This window comes from Ferruginibacter profundus, from assembly GCF_054783275.1.
The window spans coordinates 914,372-937,423 of sequence record NZ_BAAGQW010000001.1 but is presented as its reverse complement, the minus strand read 5'-3'; the positions used below and the strand labels follow the sequence as shown (position 1 = coordinate 937,423).

The 23,052-nt window shown below is 39.8% G+C and carries 18 protein-coding genes; 10 read left to right on the top strand and 8 right to left on the bottom strand.

Annotated elements, in window-relative coordinates; genetic code table 11:
* The first annotated feature begins 27 nt into the window (after positions 1-27).
* From ACYVM0_RS03870 to nhaD, 10 genes are all read left to right on the top strand, one after another.
* Positions 28-1,476, top strand: a complete 1,449-nt coding sequence (locus ACYVM0_RS03870) for a glucoamylase family protein (RefSeq protein ID WP_460552741.1) — start codon at positions 28-30, stop codon at positions 1,474-1,476.
* 14 nt (positions 1,477-1,490) lie between these two features.
* Positions 1,491-3,218 carry a GMC family oxidoreductase gene (locus ACYVM0_RS03865; RefSeq protein ID WP_460552739.1) on the top strand — a complete coding sequence of 576 codons (1,728 nt, stop codon included), beginning with the start codon at positions 1,491-1,493 and terminating at the stop codon, positions 3,216-3,218.
* 2 nt (positions 3,219-3,220) lie between these two features.
* On the top strand, positions 3,221-4,957 hold the full coding sequence (locus ACYVM0_RS03860; RefSeq protein WP_460552736.1) for a family 43 glycosylhydrolase: 1,737 nt from the start codon (positions 3,221-3,223) through the stop codon (positions 4,955-4,957).
* 6 nt (positions 4,958-4,963) lie between these two features.
* Positions 4,964-5,617, top strand: a complete 654-nt coding sequence (locus ACYVM0_RS03855) for an SGNH/GDSL hydrolase family protein (RefSeq protein ID WP_460552733.1) — start codon at positions 4,964-4,966, stop codon at positions 5,615-5,617.
* Between the two features lie 13 nt (positions 5,618-5,630).
* Positions 5,631-7,907, top strand: coding sequence for a glycoside hydrolase family 3 protein (bglX, locus tag ACYVM0_RS03850; RefSeq protein ID WP_460552730.1), 2,277 nt, complete (start codon positions 5,631-5,633; stop codon positions 7,905-7,907).
* Between the two features lie 5 nt (positions 7,908-7,912).
* Positions 7,913-10,150 (top strand): glycoside hydrolase family 3 N-terminal domain-containing protein, encoded by a 2,238-nt coding sequence (locus tag ACYVM0_RS03845; RefSeq protein WP_460552727.1) that lies wholly within the window; start codon positions 7,913-7,915, stop codon positions 10,148-10,150.
* Between the two features lie 65 nt (positions 10,151-10,215).
* On the top strand, positions 10,216-10,905 hold the full coding sequence (locus tag ACYVM0_RS03840) for a response regulator transcription factor (RefSeq protein WP_460552724.1): 690 nt from the start codon (positions 10,216-10,218) through the stop codon (positions 10,903-10,905).
* Positions 10,906-10,910: 5 nt separating this feature from the next.
* Positions 10,911-12,293, top strand: a complete 1,383-nt coding sequence (locus ACYVM0_RS03835) for a HAMP domain-containing sensor histidine kinase (protein WP_460552721.1) — start codon at positions 10,911-10,913, stop codon at positions 12,291-12,293.
* A 64-nt stretch (positions 12,294-12,357) separates the two neighbouring features.
* A complete protein-coding gene (locus tag ACYVM0_RS03830) occupies positions 12,358-12,591 on the top strand; it encodes a hypothetical protein (protein ID WP_460552718.1) in 234 nt (77 codons plus the stop codon).
* Positions 12,592-12,727: 136 nt separating this feature from the next.
* Positions 12,728-14,002, top strand: coding sequence for a sodium:proton antiporter NhaD (gene nhaD / locus ACYVM0_RS03825; protein ID WP_460552715.1), 1,275 nt, complete (start codon positions 12,728-12,730; stop codon positions 14,000-14,002).
* 11 nt (positions 14,003-14,013) lie between these two features.
* Here nhaD and ACYVM0_RS03820 read toward each other — a convergent pair whose 3' ends face one another.
* From ACYVM0_RS03820 to ACYVM0_RS03785, 8 genes are all read right to left on the bottom strand, one after another.
* A complete protein-coding gene (locus tag ACYVM0_RS03820) occupies positions 14,014-15,939 on the bottom strand; it encodes a DUF3857 domain-containing protein (RefSeq protein ID WP_460552712.1) in 1,926 nt (641 codons plus the stop codon).
* A gap of 45 nt (positions 15,940-15,984) precedes the next feature.
* A complete protein-coding gene (locus ACYVM0_RS03815; RefSeq protein ID WP_460552709.1) occupies positions 15,985-16,383 on the bottom strand; it encodes a hypothetical protein in 399 nt (132 codons plus the stop codon).
* Positions 16,384-16,407: 24 nt separating this feature from the next.
* The gene (locus tag ACYVM0_RS03810) at positions 16,408-17,817 is read right to left on the bottom strand and encodes an NADH-quinone oxidoreductase subunit N (RefSeq protein ID WP_460552706.1); all 1,410 of its coding nucleotides are present in this window, start codon (positions 17,815-17,817) and stop codon (positions 16,408-16,410) included.
* 96 nt (positions 17,818-17,913) lie between these two features.
* Complete coding sequence (locus tag ACYVM0_RS03805) at positions 17,914-19,395, bottom strand: complex I subunit 4 family protein (protein ID WP_460552703.1); 1,482 nt, start codon at positions 19,393-19,395, stop codon at positions 17,914-17,916.
* A gap of 102 nt (positions 19,396-19,497) precedes the next feature.
* Positions 19,498-21,453 (bottom strand): NADH-quinone oxidoreductase subunit 5 family protein, encoded by a 1,956-nt coding sequence (gene nuoL / locus ACYVM0_RS03800; protein WP_460552700.1) that lies wholly within the window; start codon positions 21,451-21,453, stop codon positions 19,498-19,500.
* A gap of 55 nt (positions 21,454-21,508) precedes the next feature.
* Positions 21,509-21,820 (bottom strand): NADH-quinone oxidoreductase subunit NuoK, encoded by a 312-nt coding sequence (gene nuoK, locus ACYVM0_RS03795; RefSeq protein ID WP_430988733.1) that lies wholly within the window; start codon positions 21,818-21,820, stop codon positions 21,509-21,511.
* The gene (locus tag ACYVM0_RS03790) at positions 21,820-22,338 is read right to left on the bottom strand and encodes an NADH-quinone oxidoreductase subunit J family protein (RefSeq protein WP_460552697.1); all 519 of its coding nucleotides are present in this window, start codon (positions 22,336-22,338) and stop codon (positions 21,820-21,822) included. The genes nuoK and ACYVM0_RS03790 overlap by 1 nt, the downstream gene beginning before the upstream one ends.
* 132 nt (positions 22,339-22,470) lie before the next feature.
* A complete protein-coding gene (locus ACYVM0_RS03785; RefSeq protein ID WP_460552694.1) occupies positions 22,471-22,947 on the bottom strand; it encodes a 4Fe-4S binding protein in 477 nt (158 codons plus the stop codon).
* Between the last annotated feature and the right edge of the window lie 105 nt (positions 22,948-23,052).

Below are 23,052 nucleotides of genomic sequence, written 5' to 3'. Positions count from 1 at the left end.
TGTACAACTGAGTTGTAAATTTTATAAATGAAGACAACAACAACGATCTGCTGTATATATTTTCTTGCTGCTGTATTCTTTTGCAATGCACAAATAAAATCATCTGCCTTAACCAAAGGTAAATATGGTGATGGCCCGGATAGTATTGTGCCGGTTGGTATCATCAAAGGATTGACAGATGATCAGTTGCTGGAACTGGTACAAAAACAAACCTTTCGTTTTTTCTGGCATGGTGCACACCCCGTAAGTGGCCTGGCATTGGAAAGAGACAATACTGTTTTGGCAGAACATTACTGGGATTATATTAATGAAGCCTGGGATGAGCCCAACTTCAGCCATACTGAATTCGGGCCCGATGCAGGTGCAATAGGAGGTACCGGCTTTGGTATCATGAGTACAGTTGTGGCCGTATCACGTGGATGGATCGGAAGAGATACGGCTGTTCGTCGTTTAATAAAGATCGCTGATTTTTTAATTAATGCAGATTGCTATCATGGCATCTACCCGCATTTTATGAATGGCAGAACAGGAAAAACAATTAAATTCGACAGGCTGGATGATGGGGCAGACCTGGTGGAAACCTCTTATTTGCTGATGGGTTTTTTATGTGCACGGGAATATTTTAATAATAATACTGCAAGAGAAGTATACCTGCGTAAACGCATCAGCCAGATGTGGGGTGCAGCTAACTGGAACTGGCACACGAACGGGCAGGATAAATTGTTCTGGCACTGGAGTCCCAACAATGGTTTTGATATGAATTTTCCTATATGGGGCTATAACGAATGCCTGATCACTTATATCATGTCTGCTTCCTCACCATATCATTCCATTTCAAAAGCTGTGTATGATGGTACATGGGCAGGAAGTATGGGCTTTACAAACGGGAAAGAATATTATGGTTACAGATTACCGCTTGGTAATTATGATAAAGATAAAGGCGGGCCATTATTTTTTGAACAATACACTTTCCAGGGTATTAATCCCAATGGCCTTACAGATTCGTTAGGTAATGATTATTTTTTACAGGGAAAGAACCACACGCTTATTAACCGGGCTTATTGTATTGAAAATCCCAACCACTTTAAAGGTTACAGCGAACAATGCTGGGGACTTACAGCAGGCGACAGTTACAAAGGTTATGTTGCACACAGTCCGGAAAATGATCGCGGCGTAATACAACCTACTGCGGCTATTTCATCAATGCCATATACGCCAAAAGAAAGTATGCAGGCCTTACGGTATTTCTATTATGAGCTTGGCAATAAGTTATGGAGTAAATACGGATTTGCAGATGGATTCAGCATTCACCATAACTGGTATGCAAAATCGCATTTAGCTATTGACGAAGGCCCGATTGTAACCATGATTGAAAATTACAGGACAGGATTGTTGTGGCATTTATTTATGAAGATTCCGGATATACAAAACGGGTTAAAAAAATTAGGCTTTAAAAGCACCGCTATAAAAAATTAATTTTTACAAACAACATGCCGGATAGTTTAAAGGTACATATCAACAACAAGGCCACCACGCAAAATACTTACGATGCTATTGTAATTGGCAGTGGTATCAGCGGGGGCTGGGCCGCAAAGGAGTTGTGCGAAAAAGGACTGAAAACTTTAGTGCTGGAAAGAGGCCGGGATATTCAACACATCAAAGATTATCCTACGGCTAATTTGTCAAGATGGGAATTGCCTCACCGCGGACAAATTACCAACGAAACAAAACAAAAAAATCCTTTGATCAGCAAAGCGGCAGGGTATGGAGAAGATACACAGCATTTTTTTGTTAAGGATGCTGATCATCCTTATGTACAGGAAAAACCTTTTGACTGGATACGTGGTTACCAGGTAGGAGGTAAATCATTAACCTGGGGCAGGGCATGTGCCAGGTGGAGCGAATATGATTTTACTGCACCGGAACGGTATGGTTACGGGCAATCTTTTCCATTAGGCTATCATGATATTAAAGACTGGTACAGCTATGTAGAAAAATTTATTGGTGTATGTGGCAACAGGGAAGGGATTCCATCAATGCCCGACGGGGAATTTTTGCCGGCCTATGAATTAAATGTGGTAGAATTATACACGCAGCGAATAATCAAAGAGAAATTCAACCGCCATTATGTTTCCGGCAGGTGGGCACATATTACCGAGCCTGAACAAATTCATATTGACCAGGGCCGTACCCAATGCATGAACAGGAACCTGTGTATGAGGGGATGCCCGCTGGGCGGCTACTTCAGCTCAGTAAGCAGTACGTTGCCATGGGCAAAAAAAACAGGCAACTTAACTATACGGCCGCACTCTGTAGTTCATTCCATTATTTATGATGAACAAAAACAAAAAGCCATTGGTGTAAAAGTGATCGATACCATCACCAAACAGGAAACAGCGTTTTTTGCAAAGATCATTTTTGTAAACGCATCAACATTAAATACCAATTTAATTTTACTCAACTCCACATCCAACCGCTTTCCCAATGGGTTGGGAAATGACAGTGGCTTACTGGGCAAATACATTTGTTTTCACAACTATCGTGGAAGCATGTACGGAAATATAGATGGTTTTACAGAGATGTATTATAAAGTAGCCAAACCGGCAGAATGTATTGTGGCCAATTACAGGAATGTAGAGAAAAGAGATACTGATTTTTATGGCGGTTATGTTATCTATTCAGGAGCATCCCGTGAATTTCTTAGTGACAGAAATGTTCAGCCCTTGCTGGGTGAAGCATATAAAGAAGCCATCAGCGAACCCGGCAAATGGGGCGTGTACATGTACATGCAGGGAGAAACGATCGCCAAGGCCACCAATCATGTTCGGCTGAGCACAACTGAAAAAGATCAGTGGGGCATTCCTTTACTGATCACATCCGTTGGTTATGATGATAACGATGATAAAATGGTACAGGATTTTTTAGAACAGGGCCAGGCAATGCTGGAAGCAGCCGGTGTAAAAGATATTACTACCAACGATAGCAAACAACCCCCGGGCCTGGACATTCATGAAATGGGAGGTGTGCGCATGGGGAAAGATCCTGCAACCTCTTTACTAAATGAATTCAATCAACTGCACCATTGCAAAAATGTATTTGTAACAGACGGCGCTTGTATGACCAGTACCGGTAGCCAGAGCCCCTCTATTTTATATATGGCTTTTACTGCAAGAGCAGTAAATCATGCACTAGAAGAAATGAAAAAAGGAAATTTATGATCATGAAGAAATTATTTTTCGCTATTGCGATTATTGCAGGTGCTTTGTCCGGCAATGCACAACAAAAAACGTATTGTAATCCCATTAATATCGATTATGGCTATACGCCCATTCCTAATTTTTCTGAATGGGGAAAACACCGGGCCACTGCCGATCCGGTTATTGTGAATTATAAAAATGAATATTATTTGTTCAGCACCAATCAGTGGGGGTACTGGTGGAGCAAGGATATGCTGAACTGGAATTTTATTTCCAAAAAATTTCTACGTCCCTGGAACCAGGGCTATGATGAATTATGTGCACCTGCGGTTGGAATAGTGGGCGATACCATGCTGGTATTCGGTTCTACCTATACCAGTAAGTTTACATTATGGATGAGCACCAACCCTAAAGCCAATGAATGGAAACCTCTGGTAGATTCATTTGAAATTGGTGGCTGGGACCCTGCATTTTTTACTGATGATGACAGGAAATTATACATGTACAATGGCAGCAGCAATCAATATCCCTTGTATGGTATAGAGCTAAACAGGAAAACATTTAAGCCCATTGGTACACGAAAGGAAATGATCAAGTTACAGGACTGGCGTTTTGGATGGCAACGATTTGGAGAGCATATGGACAATACATTTTTAGATCCGTTTATTGAAGGATCGTGGATGACGAAACACAATGGAAAATATTACCTGCAATACGGCGCCCCGGGAACAGAATTCAGTGGTTATGCCGATGGTGTTGCGGTAAGTAAAGAACCTTTGGGTTTTTTCGACAATCAATCAGATCCGTTAAGTATGAAATTAGGGGGCTTTGCAAGAGGCGCCGGGCATGGCAGCACTTTTACTGACAATTATAATAACTACTGGCACATCAGCACCATAATGCTTTCAGTAAAAAATAATTTTGAACGGAGGTTAGGCATCTGGCCGGCAGGCTTTGATAAAGATGATGTAATGTGGTGCAATACTGCTTTTGGTGATTATCCGCATTATATACCTTCGGCTTCAAAAAACGAATATGGAAGCGGATTTGCTAACTGGTATTTACTCAATTATAAAAAGCCCGTTACAGTGTCTTCAACATTGGGCGGTTTTCATGCCAATAATGCTAATGACGAAGACCTGAAAACTTACTGGAGTGCTGTTAGTGGCAATGCGGGAGAATTTATTCAAACAGACCTGGGTAATGTATCAACGGTAAATGCCGTGCAAATTAATTATGCCGACCAGGATGCCGCTTTCTTAGGTAAGCAAACCAATATTTATCATCAATATAAAATGTATTATTCTGTTGATGGCAAAAAATGGACGGTGTTAATTGATAAAAGCACTAATAAAACTGATGTGCCGCATGATTATGTGGAGCTGCAAAATCCCGTACAGGCAAGGTTTATAAAAATGGAAAATGTGCACATGCCCACGGGCAAATTTGCTATCAGTGGCTTACGTGTGTTTGGCAATGGTAACGGCACAAAGCCAGATGCTGTTAAACAATTTATAGTGTTACGTACCGAAAAAGATAAACGCAGTGCCTGGATAAAATGGAGCCCGGTAGAAAATGCCTTTGCCTGCAATATTTATTATGGTACAGCGCCGGATAAATTGTATAGTTGCATTATGGTAATGGATAATAACGAATACTGGTTTAAAGGAATGGACCTGCAAAAGCCTTATTATTTTACCATTGAGGCGATCAATGAGAATGGGGTATCAGAAAAGTATAAAACAATCAAAGCTGAATAATAAATCATGATAAAAAAAATCATATCGGGTTTCCTATGTGTGTTGTTTGTTGTTGTTGCCAATGCCCAGCCATTTGCCAGCGATATCGCTGCATTTAAAAAACAAGACGCTATCGATGCTCCTCCAAAAAATGCTATACTTTTTGTGGGCAGTTCGTCTTTTACCAAATGGAAAGATGTACAAAGTTATTTCCCCGGTCATACTATTATTAACAGGGGTTTTGGCGGCTCTGTTTTAAACGATGTGATACGTTACGAAAAAGATATCATCTTTCCTTATCAGCCCAAACAAATTGTAATTTATTGCGGGGAGAATGATGTGGCTTCATCAGATACGGTATCTGGTAAAATCGTCCTGGCCAGGTTTAAGAAATTATATACCGATATCCGGCAACAATTGCCGGCCACTTCCATTGTATTTATTTCATTAAAGCCTTGCCCTTCACGTTGGCAGATGAGAGACAGGATGATAGATGCCAACAAACGGATCAGGAAATATTTAAAGAAAAAAAAGAATACCAGCTTTGTGAGTGTATGGAAAGCCATGCTGGATGCGGATGGTAAACCGATCGCCGGTATTTTTATAGAAGACAGATTACACATGAATGCCAAAGGCTATGCCATCTGGCAAAAAATACTCGAACCATATTTACAGAAATAAAAACGATTCTCACATGAAACAGTTACTTACAGGATTATTGGTAGTGATAGCAATGAGTGCAGGCGCACAAACATCCAATGATGCAAAAATGAAAACCTTCATTGACGCCTTAATGAAGAAAATGACATTAGAAGAAAAGATCGGACAATTAAATTTACCCGGCTCGGGAGATATTGTTACGGGGCAGGCCGGTAATTCTGATATTGGTAAAAAAATTAAAGAAGGAAAAGTAGGCGGTCTGTTCAATATCAAATCAGTGGAAAAGATCCGGGCGGTACAAAAAGTGGCAGTGGAAGAAAGCCGCTTAAAAATCCCGATGATCTTTGGTATGGATGTGATACATGGTTATGAAACCGTGTTTCCCATACCGTTAGGTCTATCTTGCACCTGGGATATGAAAGCCATTGAACGTAGCGCACAAATTGCTGCACAGGAAGCCAGTGCAGATGGCATCAACTGGACATTTTCTCCTATGGTGGATATTGCCCGTGACCCACGCTGGGGGCGCATTGCAGAGGGTAATGGTGAAGATGCCTATCTCGGCGGACAAATTGCCAAGGCCATGGTAAAAGGGTACCAGGGTAACGACCTGTCGAAAAATAATACCATTATGAGTTGTGTAAAGCACTATGCCATGTATGGTGCAGCAGAAGCCGGCAGGGATTACAATACAACTGATATGAGCAAACTGAGAATGTACAACGAATATTTGCCTCCGTATAAAGCTGCAGTAGATGCAGGTGCCGGAAGTATCATGGCTTCATTTAATGAAGTGGATGGTGTGCCTGCAACCGCCAGCAAATTTCTAATGACTGATGTGTTAAGAAAACAATGGGGCTTTAAAGGTTTTGTGGTAACAGATTATACCGGCATTACCGAAATGGTGTTGCATGGCATTGGCGATACACAAACTGTTGCAGCCAGGTCATTAATGGCAGGCATTGATATGGATATGGTTTCTGAAGCTTTATTAAATACCACACAAAAATCGTTAAAAGAAGGGAAAGTTACTTTAGCGCAAATTGATGCAGCCTGCAGAAGAATTTTAGAAGCCAAATATAAATTAGGATTGTTTGAAGACCCTTACCGCTACTGCGATGCACAAAGGGCAAAGACAGAGATCTTTACCGCCGCCAGCCGCAAGGAAGCAAGAGCCATTGCAGCACAAAGTTTTGTATTGCTTAAAAATGCCAATAATATTTTACCATTAAAGAAAACCGGAACCATTGCTTTAATTGGCCCGTTGGCAGATAATAAAGAAAATATGCCGGGCACCTGGAGCGTAGCCGCAAATTTTTCAAAAGCTACTTCGGTATTAACCGGTTTGAAAGAAGTGGTAGGGGATAAAGCCAGGATTGTATACGCCAAAGGTTCTAACCTTGATTATGATGCCGCATTTGAAGAACGTGCAGGCATGTTTGGCAAATCATTGGGAAGAGATAATCGTGCTGCTGCAGATATTATACAGGAAGCAGTAAACATCGCCAATCAATCTGATGTGATTGTGGCAGCATTAGGTGAATCTGCAGAAATGAGTGGCGAATGCAGCAGCCGCAGCAATATTGAAATTCCCGAAGCACAAAAAGATCTTTTAAAAGCATTATTAAAAACAGGTAAACCGGTAGTACTGGTTTTATTTACCGGAAGGCCACTGGCATTAAAATGGGAAAATGAAAATGTGCCTGCCATCTTAAATGTGTGGTTTGGTGGCAGCGAAGCAGGTTATGCTATTGCTGATGTATTGTTTGGTGATGTAAATCCTTCAGGAAAATTAAGTACTACTTTTCCGCAGAATGTAGGGCAGGTTCCTTTGTATTACAATCATAAAAACACCGGCCGCCCATTGGAAGGACAATGGTTTCAGAAATTCAGGAGTAATTATTTAGATGTAAGCAATGACCCAGTTTATCCTTTTGGCTACGGTTTAAGTTATAGCAGTTTTAATTACAGCGATGTAAAATTGAGCAGCAGTTCATTAAAAGGTAATCAAACGTTAACGGCAAGTGTTACTGTTACCAATAACGGGAAGTATGATGGTAAAGAAACGGTGCAATTATATATCCGTGATGTTGTGGGCAGCATTACCAGGCCGGTAAAAGAATTAAAAGGGTTTCAGAAAATTGAATTGAAGGCAGGGGAAACAAAAACTGTTAGTTTCAATATTACTCCCGAAGACCTGAAATTTTACAATGCTGATTTAAAGTATGATTGGGAACCGGGTGCATTTGACATTATGATCGGTGGCAATTCCCGTGATGTAAAAACGGCAGCTATTAACTGGAATAAATAATAATCATGAAAAGATATTTTTCTAAAAACCTGTGCCTGCTGTTTTTTGCAATGGCACAGGTTGTTTTTTGTACAGCACAGAAAAAAACGATCGATCAGAAAGTGGATTCTGTTTTAAAGCTGATGACGCTGGATGAAAAGATCGGCCAGATGAACCAATACAATGGCGATTGGCAGGCAACAGGGCCTATCACTAAGGATGGCGATAAACAAACGCAGATAAGGGAAGGGAAAATTGGTTCCATGCTGAATGTAACCGGTGTTGATCATACCAGGACCTTACAGGAAATTGCCCTGCAATCGAGATTAAAAATCCCTTTATTATTCGGCCAGGATATTATTCACGGCTACCGCACCACCTTTCCCTTACCATTAGCCGAAGCAGCAAGCTGGGATTTGCAGGCCATAGAAAAAAGTGCAAGAATAGCGGCAACAGAAGCATCTGCAGCCGGCGTGCACTGGACCTTTGCGCCGATGGTGGATATAGCCCGTGACTCACGCTGGGGCAGGGTAATGGAAGGCGCAGGTGAAGATACTTACCTGGGGAGTTTAATTGCCACAGCAAGAGTAAAAGGTTTCCAGGGAAAAGGATTAGGGAACACGGATGCCGTAATGGCTTGTGCCAAACACTTTGCAGCGTATGGCGCTGCCGTTGGAGGAAGGGATTATAATTCAGTTGACATGAGTATGAGACAACTTTATGAAGTGTACCTGCCCCCGTTTAAAGCCGCCGCCGATGCAGGTGCTGCAACGTTCATGAATTCTTTCAATGACCTTAATGGTATTCCTGCAACAGCCAATAAATTATTGCAAAGAGATATTTTAAAAGGCCAGTGGAATTTTAAAGGTTTTGTAGTAAGTGACTGGGGAAGCGTGGGAGAAATGATTAACCATGGCTATGCAAAAAATAATTACGAAGCCGCCATGCTTGCCGCCAATGCAGGCAGCGATATGGATATGGAAAGCAGGAGCTATATCAAAAATTTAGCTACACTTGTTAAAGAAGGTAAAGTAAAAACAGCTGTGATTGACGAAGCCGTAAAAAGAATTTTAAAAAAGAAATTTGAAATGGGGTTGTTTAATGATCCCTATAAATTCTGCAACGAAGAAAGAGAAAAGCAACAATGGAATAATGCCGATAATATTAATTTCTCCAGGGAAATAGCAACAAAAAGTATTGTGCTCTTAAAAAACGACAACCAGGTATTACCCTTATCAAAACAAACAAAAAAGATTGCGTTGATAGGCCCTTTGGTAAAAGCGGTAAGAGATAACCTGGGCTTTTGGAGTTACAGCTGGCCCGATGATACGGCAAGAATTGTTACCCTCTGGAATGGCATGCAAAATAAATTAGGTAATACATCAAACCTGCTTTATGCAAAGGGTTGTAATATCAATGATAACAACAAAGACGGATTTGAGGACGCCATCGCCATTGCAAAACAAGCCGATGTAGTAGTACTAAGTGTTGGTGAAGCACCTGATATGACAGGCGAAGCAAAGAGCAGGAGCAATTTACATTTGCCCGGTGTACAGGAAGACCTCATCAAAGCTATTATGGCAACCGGCAAACCGGTTGTTGTTTTAATAAGTGCAGGCAGGCCATTGGTATTTAACTGGACTGCTGATCATGTGCCTGCAATTGTATACACATGGTGGCTGGGTACACAGGCCGGCAATGCTATTGCTGATGTTTTGTTTGGTGAGTATAATCCTTCAGGAAGATTGCCCATCAGTTTTCCAAGAACAGAAGGGCAGGTGCCTGTTTATTACAATCATTATAACACAGGGCGGCCTGCAAAAAATGACAGCGATGTAAATTATGTTTCTGCCTATACAGATTTGGTTAACAGTCCAAAATTTGCTTTTGGTTACGGATTGAGTTTTACAAAATTTGATTACAGTACAATAAAACTGAGTAAAACAAAACTTACTGCAACTGATAAACTGGAAGCATCCGTTATTGTAACCAATACCGGAAATTATGATGGGGAAGAAGTAGTGCAATTATACATCAGGGATATGTTTGGCTCTGTGGTAAGGCCGGTAAAAGAATTAAAAGGCTTTCAAAAAATATTTTTGCAAAAAGGAGCCGCTAAGGAAGTGAAATTTATAATAACTACCAGCGACCTTAAATTTTACAATAATGATCTCCAATACGATTGGGAACCAGGAGATTTTCAAATAATGATCGGCAGTAATGCCATGCAACTGCAAAAAGCCGCTGTAGTATGGTCTAAATAGCTTTATAGCGCTTTTTAATCTCTTTTTAATCCTGCTGTAAGCAGGGAATAAAATAACTTTATGTAATGGAAGACATAAAGATATTACTGATTGAGGATGAAAAGAAGATTGCGGATACACTTTCCAAAGGATTAAGTGAATTGGATTACCATGTGGAAAAAGCTTATGATGGCAATATAGGTTTACGGCTTTTTGAAGCCAGTAGTTTCAATCTTGTAATTACTGATATCAACCTGCCGGGCATCAATGGATACGACCTGGCAAAAATGATCCGCAGCCGCAACCAGCACATTCCCATAATGATGCTTACAGCATTAAGCACCACCGATGATAAAATTGAAGGTTTTGATGCCGGTGCTGATGACTATCTTGTAAAACCTTTTGAATTTAAAGAATTGCTGGTGCGTATCAGGGCCTTATTAAAACGCACCATGAACCAGCAATTGCCTGCCGGCAACGTATTAAAAGTAGCCGACCTTGAATTGAATGTAGATAGCAAAGAAGTAACCCGTGATGGTATTCATATAAATCTTACCGCAAAAGAATTCCAGTTGCTGGAATATTTTATGCGTAACAGGAACAGGCTGGTATCAAGAGTTGACATTGCAGAAAAAGTATGGGACCTTGATTTTGATACCCGTACCAATGTGATAGATGTGTATGTAAATTTTTTAAGAAAAAAAATTGATAAAGATTTTGAGCCTAAACTCATTCACACTCAGGTTGGTATGGGCTACATTATGAAAGAGAAATAAACTGCATGAGTATAAGATACAAGATAGCTTTTTTATTTTCCGTACTGGTTACACTTATTTTGGCGTTGGTAAGTATTGCAGTGTATTTTTTTACCGTGCAGGAAAGGCAGGATCTCTTTGACAGCCGCCTTAAAAAGAGGGCATTATACACCGCAGGCATTTTTGCAGATAAAAGTGATTCGGCATTTTCGGTATTACGCAGGTTAGACGCTACAGGGGTAAGTGCTTTTTATGATAAAAGTGTTTCGATCACCGCATACAATGATGCCTATGCGTATATGTATGCAGATAGTACAGGCGATTCCATATTTCTTAATAAACAGGTTTTAGAAAGAACGAAAATTAACGGGCAGTATTTTTTTGACTATAAAAATAAAAAAGCGGTAGCCGTACACCACACCGACAACAACAGTAACTTCATCGTAGCATTTGCCGCATACGACAGGGATGGAAAAGAATATCTTTTTGAATTAAAAAGAATATTACTGATCGCACTTTTACTTGCCGTGGTACTATCATTTCTTGCCGGTATTGTTTTTGCAAAAAGGCTGATAGCTCCTATAAAAAGAATTACAGGAGAGGTAAATCTTATCACATCTAAAAATCTTTCGCAGCGTATTAAGTTAGATAAAGAAAAAGATGAGCTTACCACGCTGGCCGAAACCTTTAATAACCTGCTGGATCGTTTACAGGATTCTTTTGCCATTCAGCGAAGGTTTATTTCCAATGCGTCTCACGAATTGTCAACGCCGCTAACTTCAGTGTCGAGCCAGCTTGAAGTGGCGATGCAAAAAAGCAGGACACTGGAAGAATACCAGGAAGTAATAGCCAGCGTGTATGATGATATCAGGGAGTTGCAATTGCTTACGCAAACCTTACTGGATATTGCCAAAGCAGGATCACACGGCTCTATTGACCTGGCAGAAGTTCGTGTAGATGAAATTTTATTTAAAGTAGTTTCAGATATTCAGAAACAAAATAAAGAATACAGGGCAGTACTTAATTTTCCGGTGTATTCAGACGAAGAAAAATTACTTACAGTTTTTGGTAATACTAACCTTTTATACAGCGCACTCAAAAATCTTATTGAGAACGGATGCAAATACGCCAGGGATAATACTACAGAGGTGTTTGCGGCTTTTAATGCCAATGAAATAGTGATACAGGTGATCAATCATGGTGATATTATTGCTGCAGCAGACCTGCAAAATATCTTTCAGCCTTTCTTTCGTACCGATTCGGCACAGGGTAAACCCGGCTTTGGGCTTGGGCTTACGTTAACTAAAGGGATACTTTCATTGCATAAAGGCACTATTCATGTTGAGTCCGGCGCTCAAAAAGGCACTGTTTTTACTGTTTCACTTCCAAATATAGCATCGGCCAATTAACAGATTTTAACGCCGTTTTAATGGGGTTTTAATACCGGCATTTTACCTTTATAGAAATTAGATTATGAGAAGGTTCTTAATCTATGCAGGCTTTCTGGTAACTGTACTTTTCCTGGGCATTTCACTTTTGTTCACCGTACAGTTTAATAAGAGCTTGATTAAAACGAAAGAGTTGCTGATACTGAAAAATGATTCTTTGCATATGCTGCAATTGCAAACAAAGAAAGAACTGGCAGGCATGAAAAATTACCTGGATAGTACAGTAACAAAAGGAGGGAGAGAATACAATTTTAAATAAAGAGTCTTCTTATAAAGGGCGGTTTTCATTGTTGGTTTTAAACAGCGGAGGGGGTGCCAGCAGCACCCCCTATTTTTTTGCCGGTATCTCCCTGTTGTACAGAGTAAAATTTAAGTCATAACTTAGTTGTTTACATATGACTACTGCTTTAATTATTGCCATTTTTATTACCGGGTATATTGCCATTGCTTTTGAACATGTTTTAAAAGTAAATAAAGCGGCGTCTGCTTTGATCACCGGCGTACTTTGCTGGACGGTTTATATTGTACAGAGTAATGATGTACACGCTGCGGCTGAAGGATTAACACATGGTTTTGGCGAGATCGCTTCTATATTGTTTTTTCTTTTAGGCGCCATGACGATCGTAGAACTTATCGATTCTCATAACGGTTTTGACATCATCACCAGGAAGATCAATGCAAAAAGCAAAAGCAAATTATTATTCATCATTGCTGCCATCACTTTTTTCCTTTCTTCATTATTAGATAATTTAACCACGGCCATTGTAATGGTGTCGCTTTGCGCCAAATTATTAAATGATAAAGAAGACAGGCTTTGGTTTGCAGGCATTATCATCATCACTTCAAACTTAGGCGGAGCCTGGTCGCCATTAGGTGATGTAACCACCACCATGTTATGGATCGGCGGACAAATTACCGCGGTAAAGATCATCAGTGTATTGATATTGCCCTGTGTGCTGGCCGGCATAATTCCGGTACTCATTGTAGCAAAAAAATTAAAGGGAAAAAAGATGGAATATCCTGTCCTTCCAGAAAGTTCCGTTATCGAAAAAAGAGAAGGTAAAATAATATTGATCTCCGGTATAGGTTTCCTGCTTTTTGTGCCTTTGTTTAAAACGATCACTCATTTACCTCCCTTCATGGGTATGTTGCTGGCCCTGGGTTTAATGTGGGTGATCACTACATTTATTCACAAAAATAAAACCACTGATACCCAAAAATTTACGGTGAGTAATGCGTTGCAAAAAATTGATTCTCCAAGTATTTTATTTTTTCTTGGTATTTTATTAGCTGTTGCTGCACTGCAATCAACGGGCATACTCAGTTCCCTGGCAACTGCATTAAATACCACTTTTAAAAACGATTATATTATCGGCACGTTGCTGGGCCTGCTCTCTTCCGTTGTGGATAATGTGCCTTTAGTGGCCGCTTCGCAAGGTATGTACGATCTTTCTGCCTATCCTGCAGATCATTATTTTTGGCATTTTTTAGCGTTTACTACCGGTAGTGGTGGCAGCGCTATCATTATCGGCTCTGCAGCAGGTGTTGCTGTAATGGGTATTGAACAGATCAATTTTATGTGGTACCTGAAAAAAATAAGCTGGCTGGCTTTAATTGCTTTTGCAGTGGGGATCACCGTATTTCTGTTGCAGAATTATTTACTGCAATAATTTCTATAGGATTACTTTTTCCTGAGCACCAATTGCTCATTTAAAAAATTGAATACCATTTTATAAGCTTCTTTTAATGCAGGATACAAATCAGCCTCGTAATAGCTTTTATTAAACTCTATCCTGATATTGGTATAAACAGTATTATTTTCTTTATTGAATGTAACCTGTCTCGAAAAAATAATATCTTTTTCCGGCGTTACCATATTGCTCAACGCGGTCATTTCATCCGGATAATAATCATGAGGCAGTTCGATAGAGGCATTCAGAATAATAGTTTTTTTATAGCCTAAATTAATATTTGAAAACCGGGTATCGCTTACAAACGGATTTTTATTGAATGTTGAAAAAAGATTCAAGGGAACAAACCTGTAATTGCCCGTTTCCGGTAAAGAGGCAGAAAAATCAAATGTCTGATCCATACTCAAAGAATCATTGTCAAGATTTTTTACTTCAAAATTATCGAGGGTAACAGGAATGCCTTTGTATTGAAGCAGCGGAGTTTTAAAATCTTCTTTGTCTTTTTCATACTCCCGTTTTTTTTCAATTCTTGCATAGCCCTTACTCTTTATTAGTGCTTTACCTTTCAATAAACCATCATCAGCAATTTTCATATCCAGGTAAATGCCTTCATTATATTGTATAGAATCGTTGGTAACATTTATTAATCCGCCGGCATTATCTGCTTCCATAAATGCCAGGGTATTCAAAATACTTACCGGCGTAATATAGGCCGGGGTATACTTGTCTGCAGCATTTAAGAAATATTTCTTTTTTGCAATAAGCACAATTGCAAAAACCGAATTAAACTGATCCAGGTAAGGATAGGCCGTATCAACTTTTCCATGAGACCTTTCACTCACCAGTATCGGGTAAGCATTAACGTCAACTCGTTTTAAAAGATTGATAAGAATGAGGTTAATATCACCACTTGTTCCTTCATGTTTTTGCCAGGCCATATTTACGCCTGTTACTGATGTTCTGCTGTTGAAATCGTTCCAGCGCATATGCTTCCGCACGTAATTGTATACCGTAGTCATTCTTTCTTCAGGCGAAGAAAGCAACCTGGTTTGGGCAATAAAATCGTTGGTACCCGAAATAGTATCTTTTAATTGCCCCCAGAAACTCTGTTTATTCAACAGGTACTCGTATAGCCTGTTCCAGGATAAAAGCGGGGCTGAATAGCTGGTTGATCCCCAGCGGGAATAAAAATTATTGATTTGAAAACTCACCCGTTGTATGTTGTCAATCCTTGCATCCATAAACGGTTCATCTTTTAAGGCGGGTACATTCATCATTTCAAAAAATACCTTTCCGGGTTCCTCCAATACGGTCGTTTCCAGCTCGGGCTTTTTTTTAAGCCTGTAGGAAAACTGCTTATCGTTCAACATTCTCAGGTGATACCTGCTGATCATTACAGGCATTTCATCCTGGAAATACCAATCGCTGAGCCCTCTGTAATCTTTCATGATACTTTCATATTGGTATTCAATAATACTACCTTCCTTTACCGAAGGAAATGCAAAGCTGATCTCTCCGATTTCGTCGTTTACTTTTGTTGTGTAAACAGCTCTTTTTTCAACCTTTTGCCTGGTTAGCGTTCCGTCGGCGGCAGTATTAATCGTCATTGCTTCCAGGTTAATGATTCTTTCAAAATAATCTTCCCGGTAAAATGGTATAGCGATATTGGCGGCCTTAACCCCGGCTTGTTTTAAGATCTTTATCCGCAGGTGATGTGTGGTGATCAGTTGCATGCCATCTTCTGAATAAGAAAATGCTTCATGAATTAAAACAACTGATGCTGCGCCTTTATCAAAAGGGCAATCTTTAAGTTCCAGGTCTTCTTTGGAAGGTATTCCAAAATCAGGATAATCCTGTGCCCGTACAAATGAAAAAGTGAAAAGGAAAAAAATTATTACAGAAAGATTTTTTTTCATCCGGGTATATTTTGAACAGCGTTTTGCTGTTCAAATATAATTAATTTAACTGTTGCTATCTTCGTAATATGGTATCTCATCATGCGATACAGCTTCTTTCTGATGCCAGTAAGCCAGCGTAACTACGTGGCCATCTTTGGTTTTTAATGATCTTCCAAAAATGGCATTAACAGGATTAAATGTATAATCAGTAACACCCACCGTAAATGTTTCAGGTGCAGGTGGCGCAGCAACAGGCGCGGGGGCAATTGTTTCTCCTTCTGCCTTAGGCGCAGGCGCTGCCGCCACCTTAGGTGGAGGAGAGGCTACAACCACAACAGTAAAACCATTATATTCCAATATACTTTTCAGAAACTCCACTCTTGCCGGTGCAACATTTCTTTCAACGATACCGCATTTAACACCGTTTAACTCTTCAAACTCGTGATTTTTATTGATGGCCATTTTACACAAATTGTAAATTAAAAATTAAAGTACCTGCAGCAACGAAACAATATAATCATACACCCAGCTCAGTAAACCCGTTAACACAATACCTGCCCCGCAAATAATTAAACCCAGTTTTGTATATGGATTTATGCTTGCTTTGGCAACCGGGTTTTCATTCTTATCCATGAACACCGATCTTATTACCCTGAGATAATAATACAACGAAACGATCATGTTTAAAGCGGCAATAGTAATAAAGGCGTAATTGGCCTGTGATGCCCCGGCTGTTAATAAAAACAGTTTACCAAAAAATCCTGCGGTAGGAGGAATACCGGCTAAAGAAAATAATGCCAATGCAAGTACCCAGCTTAAAAATGGATTGGTTTGATATAAGCCTTTATAATCGTCAATTTTTTCTTTGCCGGAATGAGCTGCAATTGTTGCCGCCACGCCAAACGCTGCAAGGTTAGAAAATACATAGATCAGCACAAAATATACCACAGATGCAGTGCCTTCGATGGTAGCATTACTGCTGATGCCCACTAAAATAAAACCTACCTGTGCAATAGATGAAAATGCCAGGAAGCGTTTGATATTTTGTTGCCGCAATGCAAACAGGTTACCAATGATCATGGTGATAATGGATAACACCATCAGCATATTATACCAAACTGCATGCATGGGTTGAAACACCCTATACAAGGTAGAGATAAATACAAATGCAATAGCACCTTTGGATATTACAGAAAGAAAAGAAGTTACAGCAAACGGGGAACCTTCATATACATCAGCCGTCCATAAATGAAAGGGAACAATTGAAAGTTTGAAAGCAAAGGCACTGAATAAAAATACCAGGGCTAATATCTGGATGGTGCTGCCATTAAGTAATGCTGGCAATTCTGCAAAACTTATTGTTCCGGTAACGCCGTATAAAATAGAAATACCAAACAATAAAATGCCCGAAGAGAAAGCAGAAGATAATATCATTTTCATAGCTGCCTCGGAAGATATTTTCTTCTGTAAATCAAAATTAGCAAGCGCAGCCACAGGTATGGTGGCCAGTTCCAGGGATAAATAGAACATTAAAAAATTACCGCTGGATAATAAGAGGAACATACCCAGCAATGCCGACAACAGCAATATAAAAAACTCCGCCAGGTGCTCTGTCTTATTAAACCAGTCTGCAAACAATAGTGAAATTAAATAAACACCGAGGTTGAGAATATTCTTTTGAAAAGCTATCATGGGGCTTGTCTGGTACATATTATCAAACATGCCGGCTTCAAAATTCATAAAAAATCCTGCAATAAAATTTACCAGCAACAACAGCTGAATGATACCCAGTAAGGTTTCATTTTTTACACCTTTACTCAATTTAATAAAAAGCAACAGGAAGATGATACCAGCCAGTATCAGTTCACTTTTCATTATCGTAATAAATTCACTCATTCCATTTTTATTTTAGTACACAGTGCACCGGAATTGTAGTCCGGTTTTTAAGTGCACTGAAATCATATTTCGGTTTTTTTATGCCGGAATATCATTTCATCGCACAGCCTGTATCTTTTGCATAATTATTTCTGCCCCGGGTTTAATAAGATCATTTAACCAGAATGGCGCAATACCAATAGCCAGTATACCCACGATCAGTATAACAGCCGCCAGTTTTTCATTCCATTTAGCATCCGCTACATTAGCATAACCGGCTTTTAACGGCCCCATAGCAGTTTGCCCCACAGCCCGTAAAATATATACTGCTGTTACCACAATACTCATACAGGCAGCAATGGTAGCAATGCGATGGAATGCATCTGCATTTTCCCAGGAGCCAACAAACACGGTCATCTCGGCTACAAATCCACTCAGCCCGGGTAAGCCTAAGGAACACAGGCCAACAATAAATAACACCGTTGAAATAAAAGGCATCACTTTAAGTAAGCCGCCCATTTCGTTCACCTGCCTTGTATGTGTACGTTCGTAGATCATGCCTATAACTGCAAAGAAAAGTGCTGTCATTAAACCATGACTCACCATCTGCATTACCGATCCGGCGATAGCAGTTTTAGTGAGCATACCAATACCTAATAAAACAAATCCGCAATGGCTTACTGATGAATAGGCATTGATGTATTTAAGGTCCTTCTGCATCATAGTAGCGAAGGCGCCGTATAAAATAGCAATGGAAGAAAGAACGATGATGATGTTTGCATACTCTTTTGCACCTTCAGGCATAATGTAGGTAGCCACACGTAAACAACCATAACCGCCCAGCTTCATGGAGATACCTGCCAAAAACATTGACCCTGCTGTGGGCGCAGAGGAGTGACCATCGGGCACCCAGGTATGAAAAGGAAACAATGCCGTGAACACACCAAAGCCAACAAACAATAACGGGAAGCAGATTTTTTGTGTTGCTGAAGGAATATGAACATTTGATAATTGCAGCAGGTCGAAAGTTTTTCCGGCACCGCCGTAATACATACCCAGCAAACCAATCAATACCAATGCAGAACCACCCATTAACATCAACGCCAGTTTATTAGCCGCATATTCTTTTTTACCGCTTCCCCAAACACCTATCAGTAAATACTTTGGTATCACCGCAATTTCTAAAAAGAAGAAGAGGATGAAAAGATCTAACGAAATAAAAAATCCATATGCACCAAAACTTAATAAGATCAGCAAAAAGTAAAACTCTTTCGTCATCTTTTCTACATTCCACGATACCAACACGCCGGCTACAACCACAAAAGAAGTGAGTAAGATCATGGCAACAGCAATACCATCCACACCAAAATGTAAACTGATATTCCAGTCGGGAAACCAATTGTATTTCTTCTCAAAAATAAATGCTGCTGTTTGTCCGCCCATCCTTGCCGCCCTGTAGGCTGCATACAATCCTATGGATAGTGCCAGCTGCAAACCTGCACCAATAAATGCAGCCCATCTTATCTGCTGTTTATTCTGCATTACTAACACCGCAAGTGCAGTAACTAATGGGACTAATAAAAGTAATAATAAGTTCATCGTTCAGGTTAGTAAGGAGAATCAGGTTTTTAAACCAGACTTTCCTGTGTTATTTTTATGTTGGATAGAGAATTGAGGTTTCAAAAACCTGGCCTCTCTTATTTATTTCCACAGGTAAATGAACAATACTGCCAAACCAATTACGCTTGCTAAAAAGTAAATAGCATATTGCTGTACCTTACCCGATTGTAATCCTTTTATTTTTTCAGCTATCAGGGCAGTTGTATTTCCTGTTGCATTCACTAAGCCATCCACTACGTTTTTATCAAACCATGCAGCAGGCCTTCCTATTAAATTGAATAATATTTTTTTAGTAATGAATACATAGAGCTCATCAATGTAAAATTTATGATAAGCAGCTTTATATAAACCATTGAGTGCAGCTGCAATTTTATCCGGCTTATCATTCTGTTTTAAGTATAACCACATCGCAATAAAAATTCCGATTACCCCCAAGGCAACAGGAGCAATAGAAAACGATAAATTAAATACCGGTTCCAGTGCGTTACCATCAGTGCTTACATAATGACCGAAAGGAATAAAACCTGCACCTGCGGCACCTACAGCTAATAATAGCAATGGAAGCATCATTGCAAAACCACCTTCTCCTTTGTGTTCGCCATGTAAATGTGCTTCTTTGTTCCAGAAAATAGTAAAATACAAACGGAACATATAAAATGCAGTAAGTCCGGAAGTGATCAATGCAACATAATAAATAGCCGTGCTGTGTTGTGATGCGGCTAACAAAATTTCTTCTTTACTAAAGAAACCTGCAAACGGAGGCACACCCGAAATGGCTAAACAGGCAATTAAAAAAGTGATATGCGTAATGGGTAAATATTTTCTTAAGCCACCCATATCTTTCATTTCGTTGCTGTGCACATAATGTATTACTGCACCGGCTCCTAAAAACAATAATGCTTTAAACATGGCGTGTGTAAACAAATGGAACATTGATGCGGTATACCCCAATCCATCTTCGCCGCCATATTTTGAAACGCCTAATGCAAACATCATGTACCCGATCTGGCTCATGGTGGAATAGGCCAGCACTCTTTTAATATCCGTTTGTGTGCAGGCAATTACTGCTGCAAATAATGCGGAGGTAGCACCAACTATGGCAACAATATTTAACGCAGCCGGATCTGAAATGGCAAACACCGGAAATAATCTTGCTACCAAAAACACACCGGCAACCACCATAGTAGCAGCATGTATCAATGCCGAAACAGGGGTAGGGCCTTCCATAGCATCGGGTAACCATATATGTAAAGGGAACATCGCACTTTTTCCTGCACCACCAATAAATACCAATATCAATCCCCAGGTTAATGCAGAGGCACCAAGGAAAGAAGCACTTAATGCACTCTTTAACTCATTGGATTCAGGAGAAGTTAATGTGGCAATTAAAGTTTTAAAATCTAATGTGCCGGAATAGTAAGACAATATTAAGATACCGATCAAAAAACCAAGGTCTGCAAAACGTGTTACAATAAATGCTTTTTTGCAGGCAGCAACAGCAGATGGTTTTTCGTAATAATACCCGATCAGTAAAAAGGAAGACAAGCCTACCAGTTCCCAGAAAATATACATCTGGAAAATATTGGACGCAACTACCAGGCCCAGCATAGAAAAAGTAAATAAGCCCAAAAATGCATAGTAAGTAGCAAAACGTTCGTCACCTTTCATGTAAGCCAGGCTATAAATATGCACCATCAGCGAAACAAAAGTTACCACCACCAGCATCATTGCCGAAATGGGATCGAGTATTACGCCAATATCAATGGATAATGTTTTTGAACCCGCCTGTCCGGTAGGCAGAAATTCCAGCCAGTGATAAGTTAATGGAATTATTTTTTGATAACTGCCATCCACTTTTCCGTATTCAAAAAAGTAGCCGTAAGCAATGTAAATTGCCAGTAGGGTTGAGGTCAGCAACAAAACGGTGGCTATGATACCCGAAGTATTCTTAAAATATTGTCGCCCGAATAATCCCAGCAGTAAAAATCCTGCCAGCGGCAGTAAGGGGATCAGCAGTATGTAGAATGTATTTGGCATTTTTTATTCTTCGCTTCAATCTCCGCTGGTTACCCTTGAAGGGGCGGAGGGGTGGTTAATATTTTAATTCTTCAGCATTTTCAACATCAATAGAATGATGGCTCCTGTATAAATTGATGATGATGGCAATGGCAACAGCAGCTTCAGCAGCAGCAATGGCAATTACAAAAATGGTAAAGAACAAGCCATCTAATTTATGCGGCCATAAATATTTATTGAATGCAATAAAATTCAGGTTTACGCTATTCAGTATAAGTTCCACACTCATCAGCATAGTGATCAGGTTTCTCCTGGTAAAAAAGCCATACACACCTATAAAGAAAAGTGCGGTGCTGATAAATAATATTTCATTTAATCCGGGATGCATCAGTTGGTTTCGGGTTTAATTCTTATTGCAATAACGATACAGCCAATTAATGCAGCTAACAATAGCATACTCACCACTTCAAAAGGTAAAGCATAACCACCCACATCGGTACCCAGCATCTGGTTACCGATATTAGCTACAGATGGTTCCACAGCTGCAGCACTGGTTCCGGTAAATGTATATTTGTATAGCTGTAATAATATTAACGCAAGGCCGCAGAATGCAGCTAACGCAGCAAACAATTGTCTCCCTAATTTTTGTTCCGGTAATTTTTCGCCGGTTTTGTGCGTTAAAAAAATGGAGAAGATGATCAGCACCACAATGCCACCCACATACACTACAATTTGTACCGCAGCAATAAATTCATACTGCAGCCAGAAGTAAAGCCCTGCAATACCTATAAGCGAAAACAATAAATAAATAGCAGAACGAAATAACTGGCGGCTGGTTACAGCCATTAAGCCACTTACCAGGGTAAGCGCTGCAAGCAAATAAAATATAATTGTTGATCCTTCCATTTAAGTAATAAGCTGAAATTTTATTTCGGCCCGTTTTTATAAAAAATTATACACACAATTTCTTCCATCCCTAAACCCCTAAACCCCTAAACCCTAAACCTCTAAACTTCTAAACTTCTAATCCTCGCCCCATCATTCCACACCATCCATAATCTTGCTACCCGGGTTATTCAATACTTTCGTTAATTCACTCCTGTCAAACACACTATGTTCAAAAGTTTGTGCCATCTTAATGGCATCAGAAGGGCAGGCAATCACACATAAATTACACATCGTACACAATTCCAGGTGATACACTAATTTATCAATGGCTTTTTTCTTTTTCCCTTCCGGCGAAATATCAAACTTGGTGATCACTTTTATTGTTCCGTTAGGGCAGGCAAGTTCACATGCGGTACAACCGGTACAACGGTGTTCATTTTTTTCATCATGCGGCATCACTACTTCGCCTTTAAATCTTTCTGCCATCACTAATGTATCCCTGTTATCAGGATATTGTTCGGTAATGATCTCTTTATGATGCGTAAAATAATAACCGGTACGCCGCATGCCCACCAGCAGGGATTTTACTGCGCCGTAGACTTCTTTGATATATTTAACGATAAACATAAATACAGATTTATGATTGTTGATGTATGATTTATGATTTTTTTGAATTTACAAAAGCGTTCTCATTTGCAAAACTATTTCAGATTACAGGTTTTAAATCCGAAA

Coding starts and splice junctions, on each gene's coding strand:
- nhaD (WP_460552715.1), top strand. CDS start 12,728: ATGACTACTGCTTTAATTATTGCCATTTTTATTACCGGGTATATTGCC.
- ACYVM0_RS03810 (WP_460552706.1), bottom strand. CDS start 17,817: ATGAGTGAATTTATTACGATAATGAAAAGTGAACTGATACTGGCTGGT.
- nuoK (WP_430988733.1), bottom strand. CDS start 21,820: ATGCATCCCGGATTAAATGAAATATTATTTATCAGCACCGCACTTTTC.
- ACYVM0_RS03840 (WP_460552724.1), top strand. CDS start 10,216: ATGGAAGACATAAAGATATTACTGATTGAGGATGAAAAGAAGATTGCG.
- ACYVM0_RS03785 (WP_460552694.1), bottom strand. CDS start 22,947: ATGTTTATCGTTAAATATATCAAAGAAGTCTACGGCGCAGTAAAATCC.
- nuoL (WP_460552700.1), bottom strand. CDS start 21,453: ATGCCAAATACATTCTACATACTGCTGATCCCCTTACTGCCGCTGGCA.
- ACYVM0_RS03790 (WP_460552697.1), bottom strand. CDS start 22,338: ATGGAAGGATCAACAATTATATTTTATTTGCTTGCAGCGCTTACCCTG.
- bglX (WP_460552730.1), top strand. CDS start 5,631: ATGAAACAGTTACTTACAGGATTATTGGTAGTGATAGCAATGAGTGCA.
- ACYVM0_RS03805 (WP_460552703.1), bottom strand. CDS start 19,395: ATGAACTTATTATTACTTTTATTAGTCCCATTAGTTACTGCACTTGCG.
- ACYVM0_RS03830 (WP_460552718.1), top strand. CDS start 12,358: ATGAGAAGGTTCTTAATCTATGCAGGCTTTCTGGTAACTGTACTTTTC.
- ACYVM0_RS03835 (WP_460552721.1), top strand. CDS start 10,911: ATGAGTATAAGATACAAGATAGCTTTTTTATTTTCCGTACTGGTTACA.
- ACYVM0_RS03820 (WP_460552712.1), bottom strand. CDS start 15,939: ATGAAAAAAAATCTTTCTGTAATAATTTTTTTCCTTTTCACTTTTTCA.
- ACYVM0_RS03865 (WP_460552739.1), top strand. CDS start 1,491: ATGCCGGATAGTTTAAAGGTACATATCAACAACAAGGCCACCACGCAA.
- ACYVM0_RS03845 (WP_460552727.1), top strand. CDS start 7,913: ATGAAAAGATATTTTTCTAAAAACCTGTGCCTGCTGTTTTTTGCAATG.
- ACYVM0_RS03860 (WP_460552736.1), top strand. CDS start 3,221: ATGAAGAAATTATTTTTCGCTATTGCGATTATTGCAGGTGCTTTGTCC.
- ACYVM0_RS03855 (WP_460552733.1), top strand. CDS start 4,964: ATGATAAAAAAAATCATATCGGGTTTCCTATGTGTGTTGTTTGTTGTT.
- ACYVM0_RS03815 (WP_460552709.1), bottom strand. CDS start 16,383: ATGGCCATCAATAAAAATCACGAGTTTGAAGAGTTAAACGGTGTTAAA.
- ACYVM0_RS03870 (WP_460552741.1), top strand. CDS start 28: ATGAAGACAACAACAACGATCTGCTGTATATATTTTCTTGCTGCTGTA.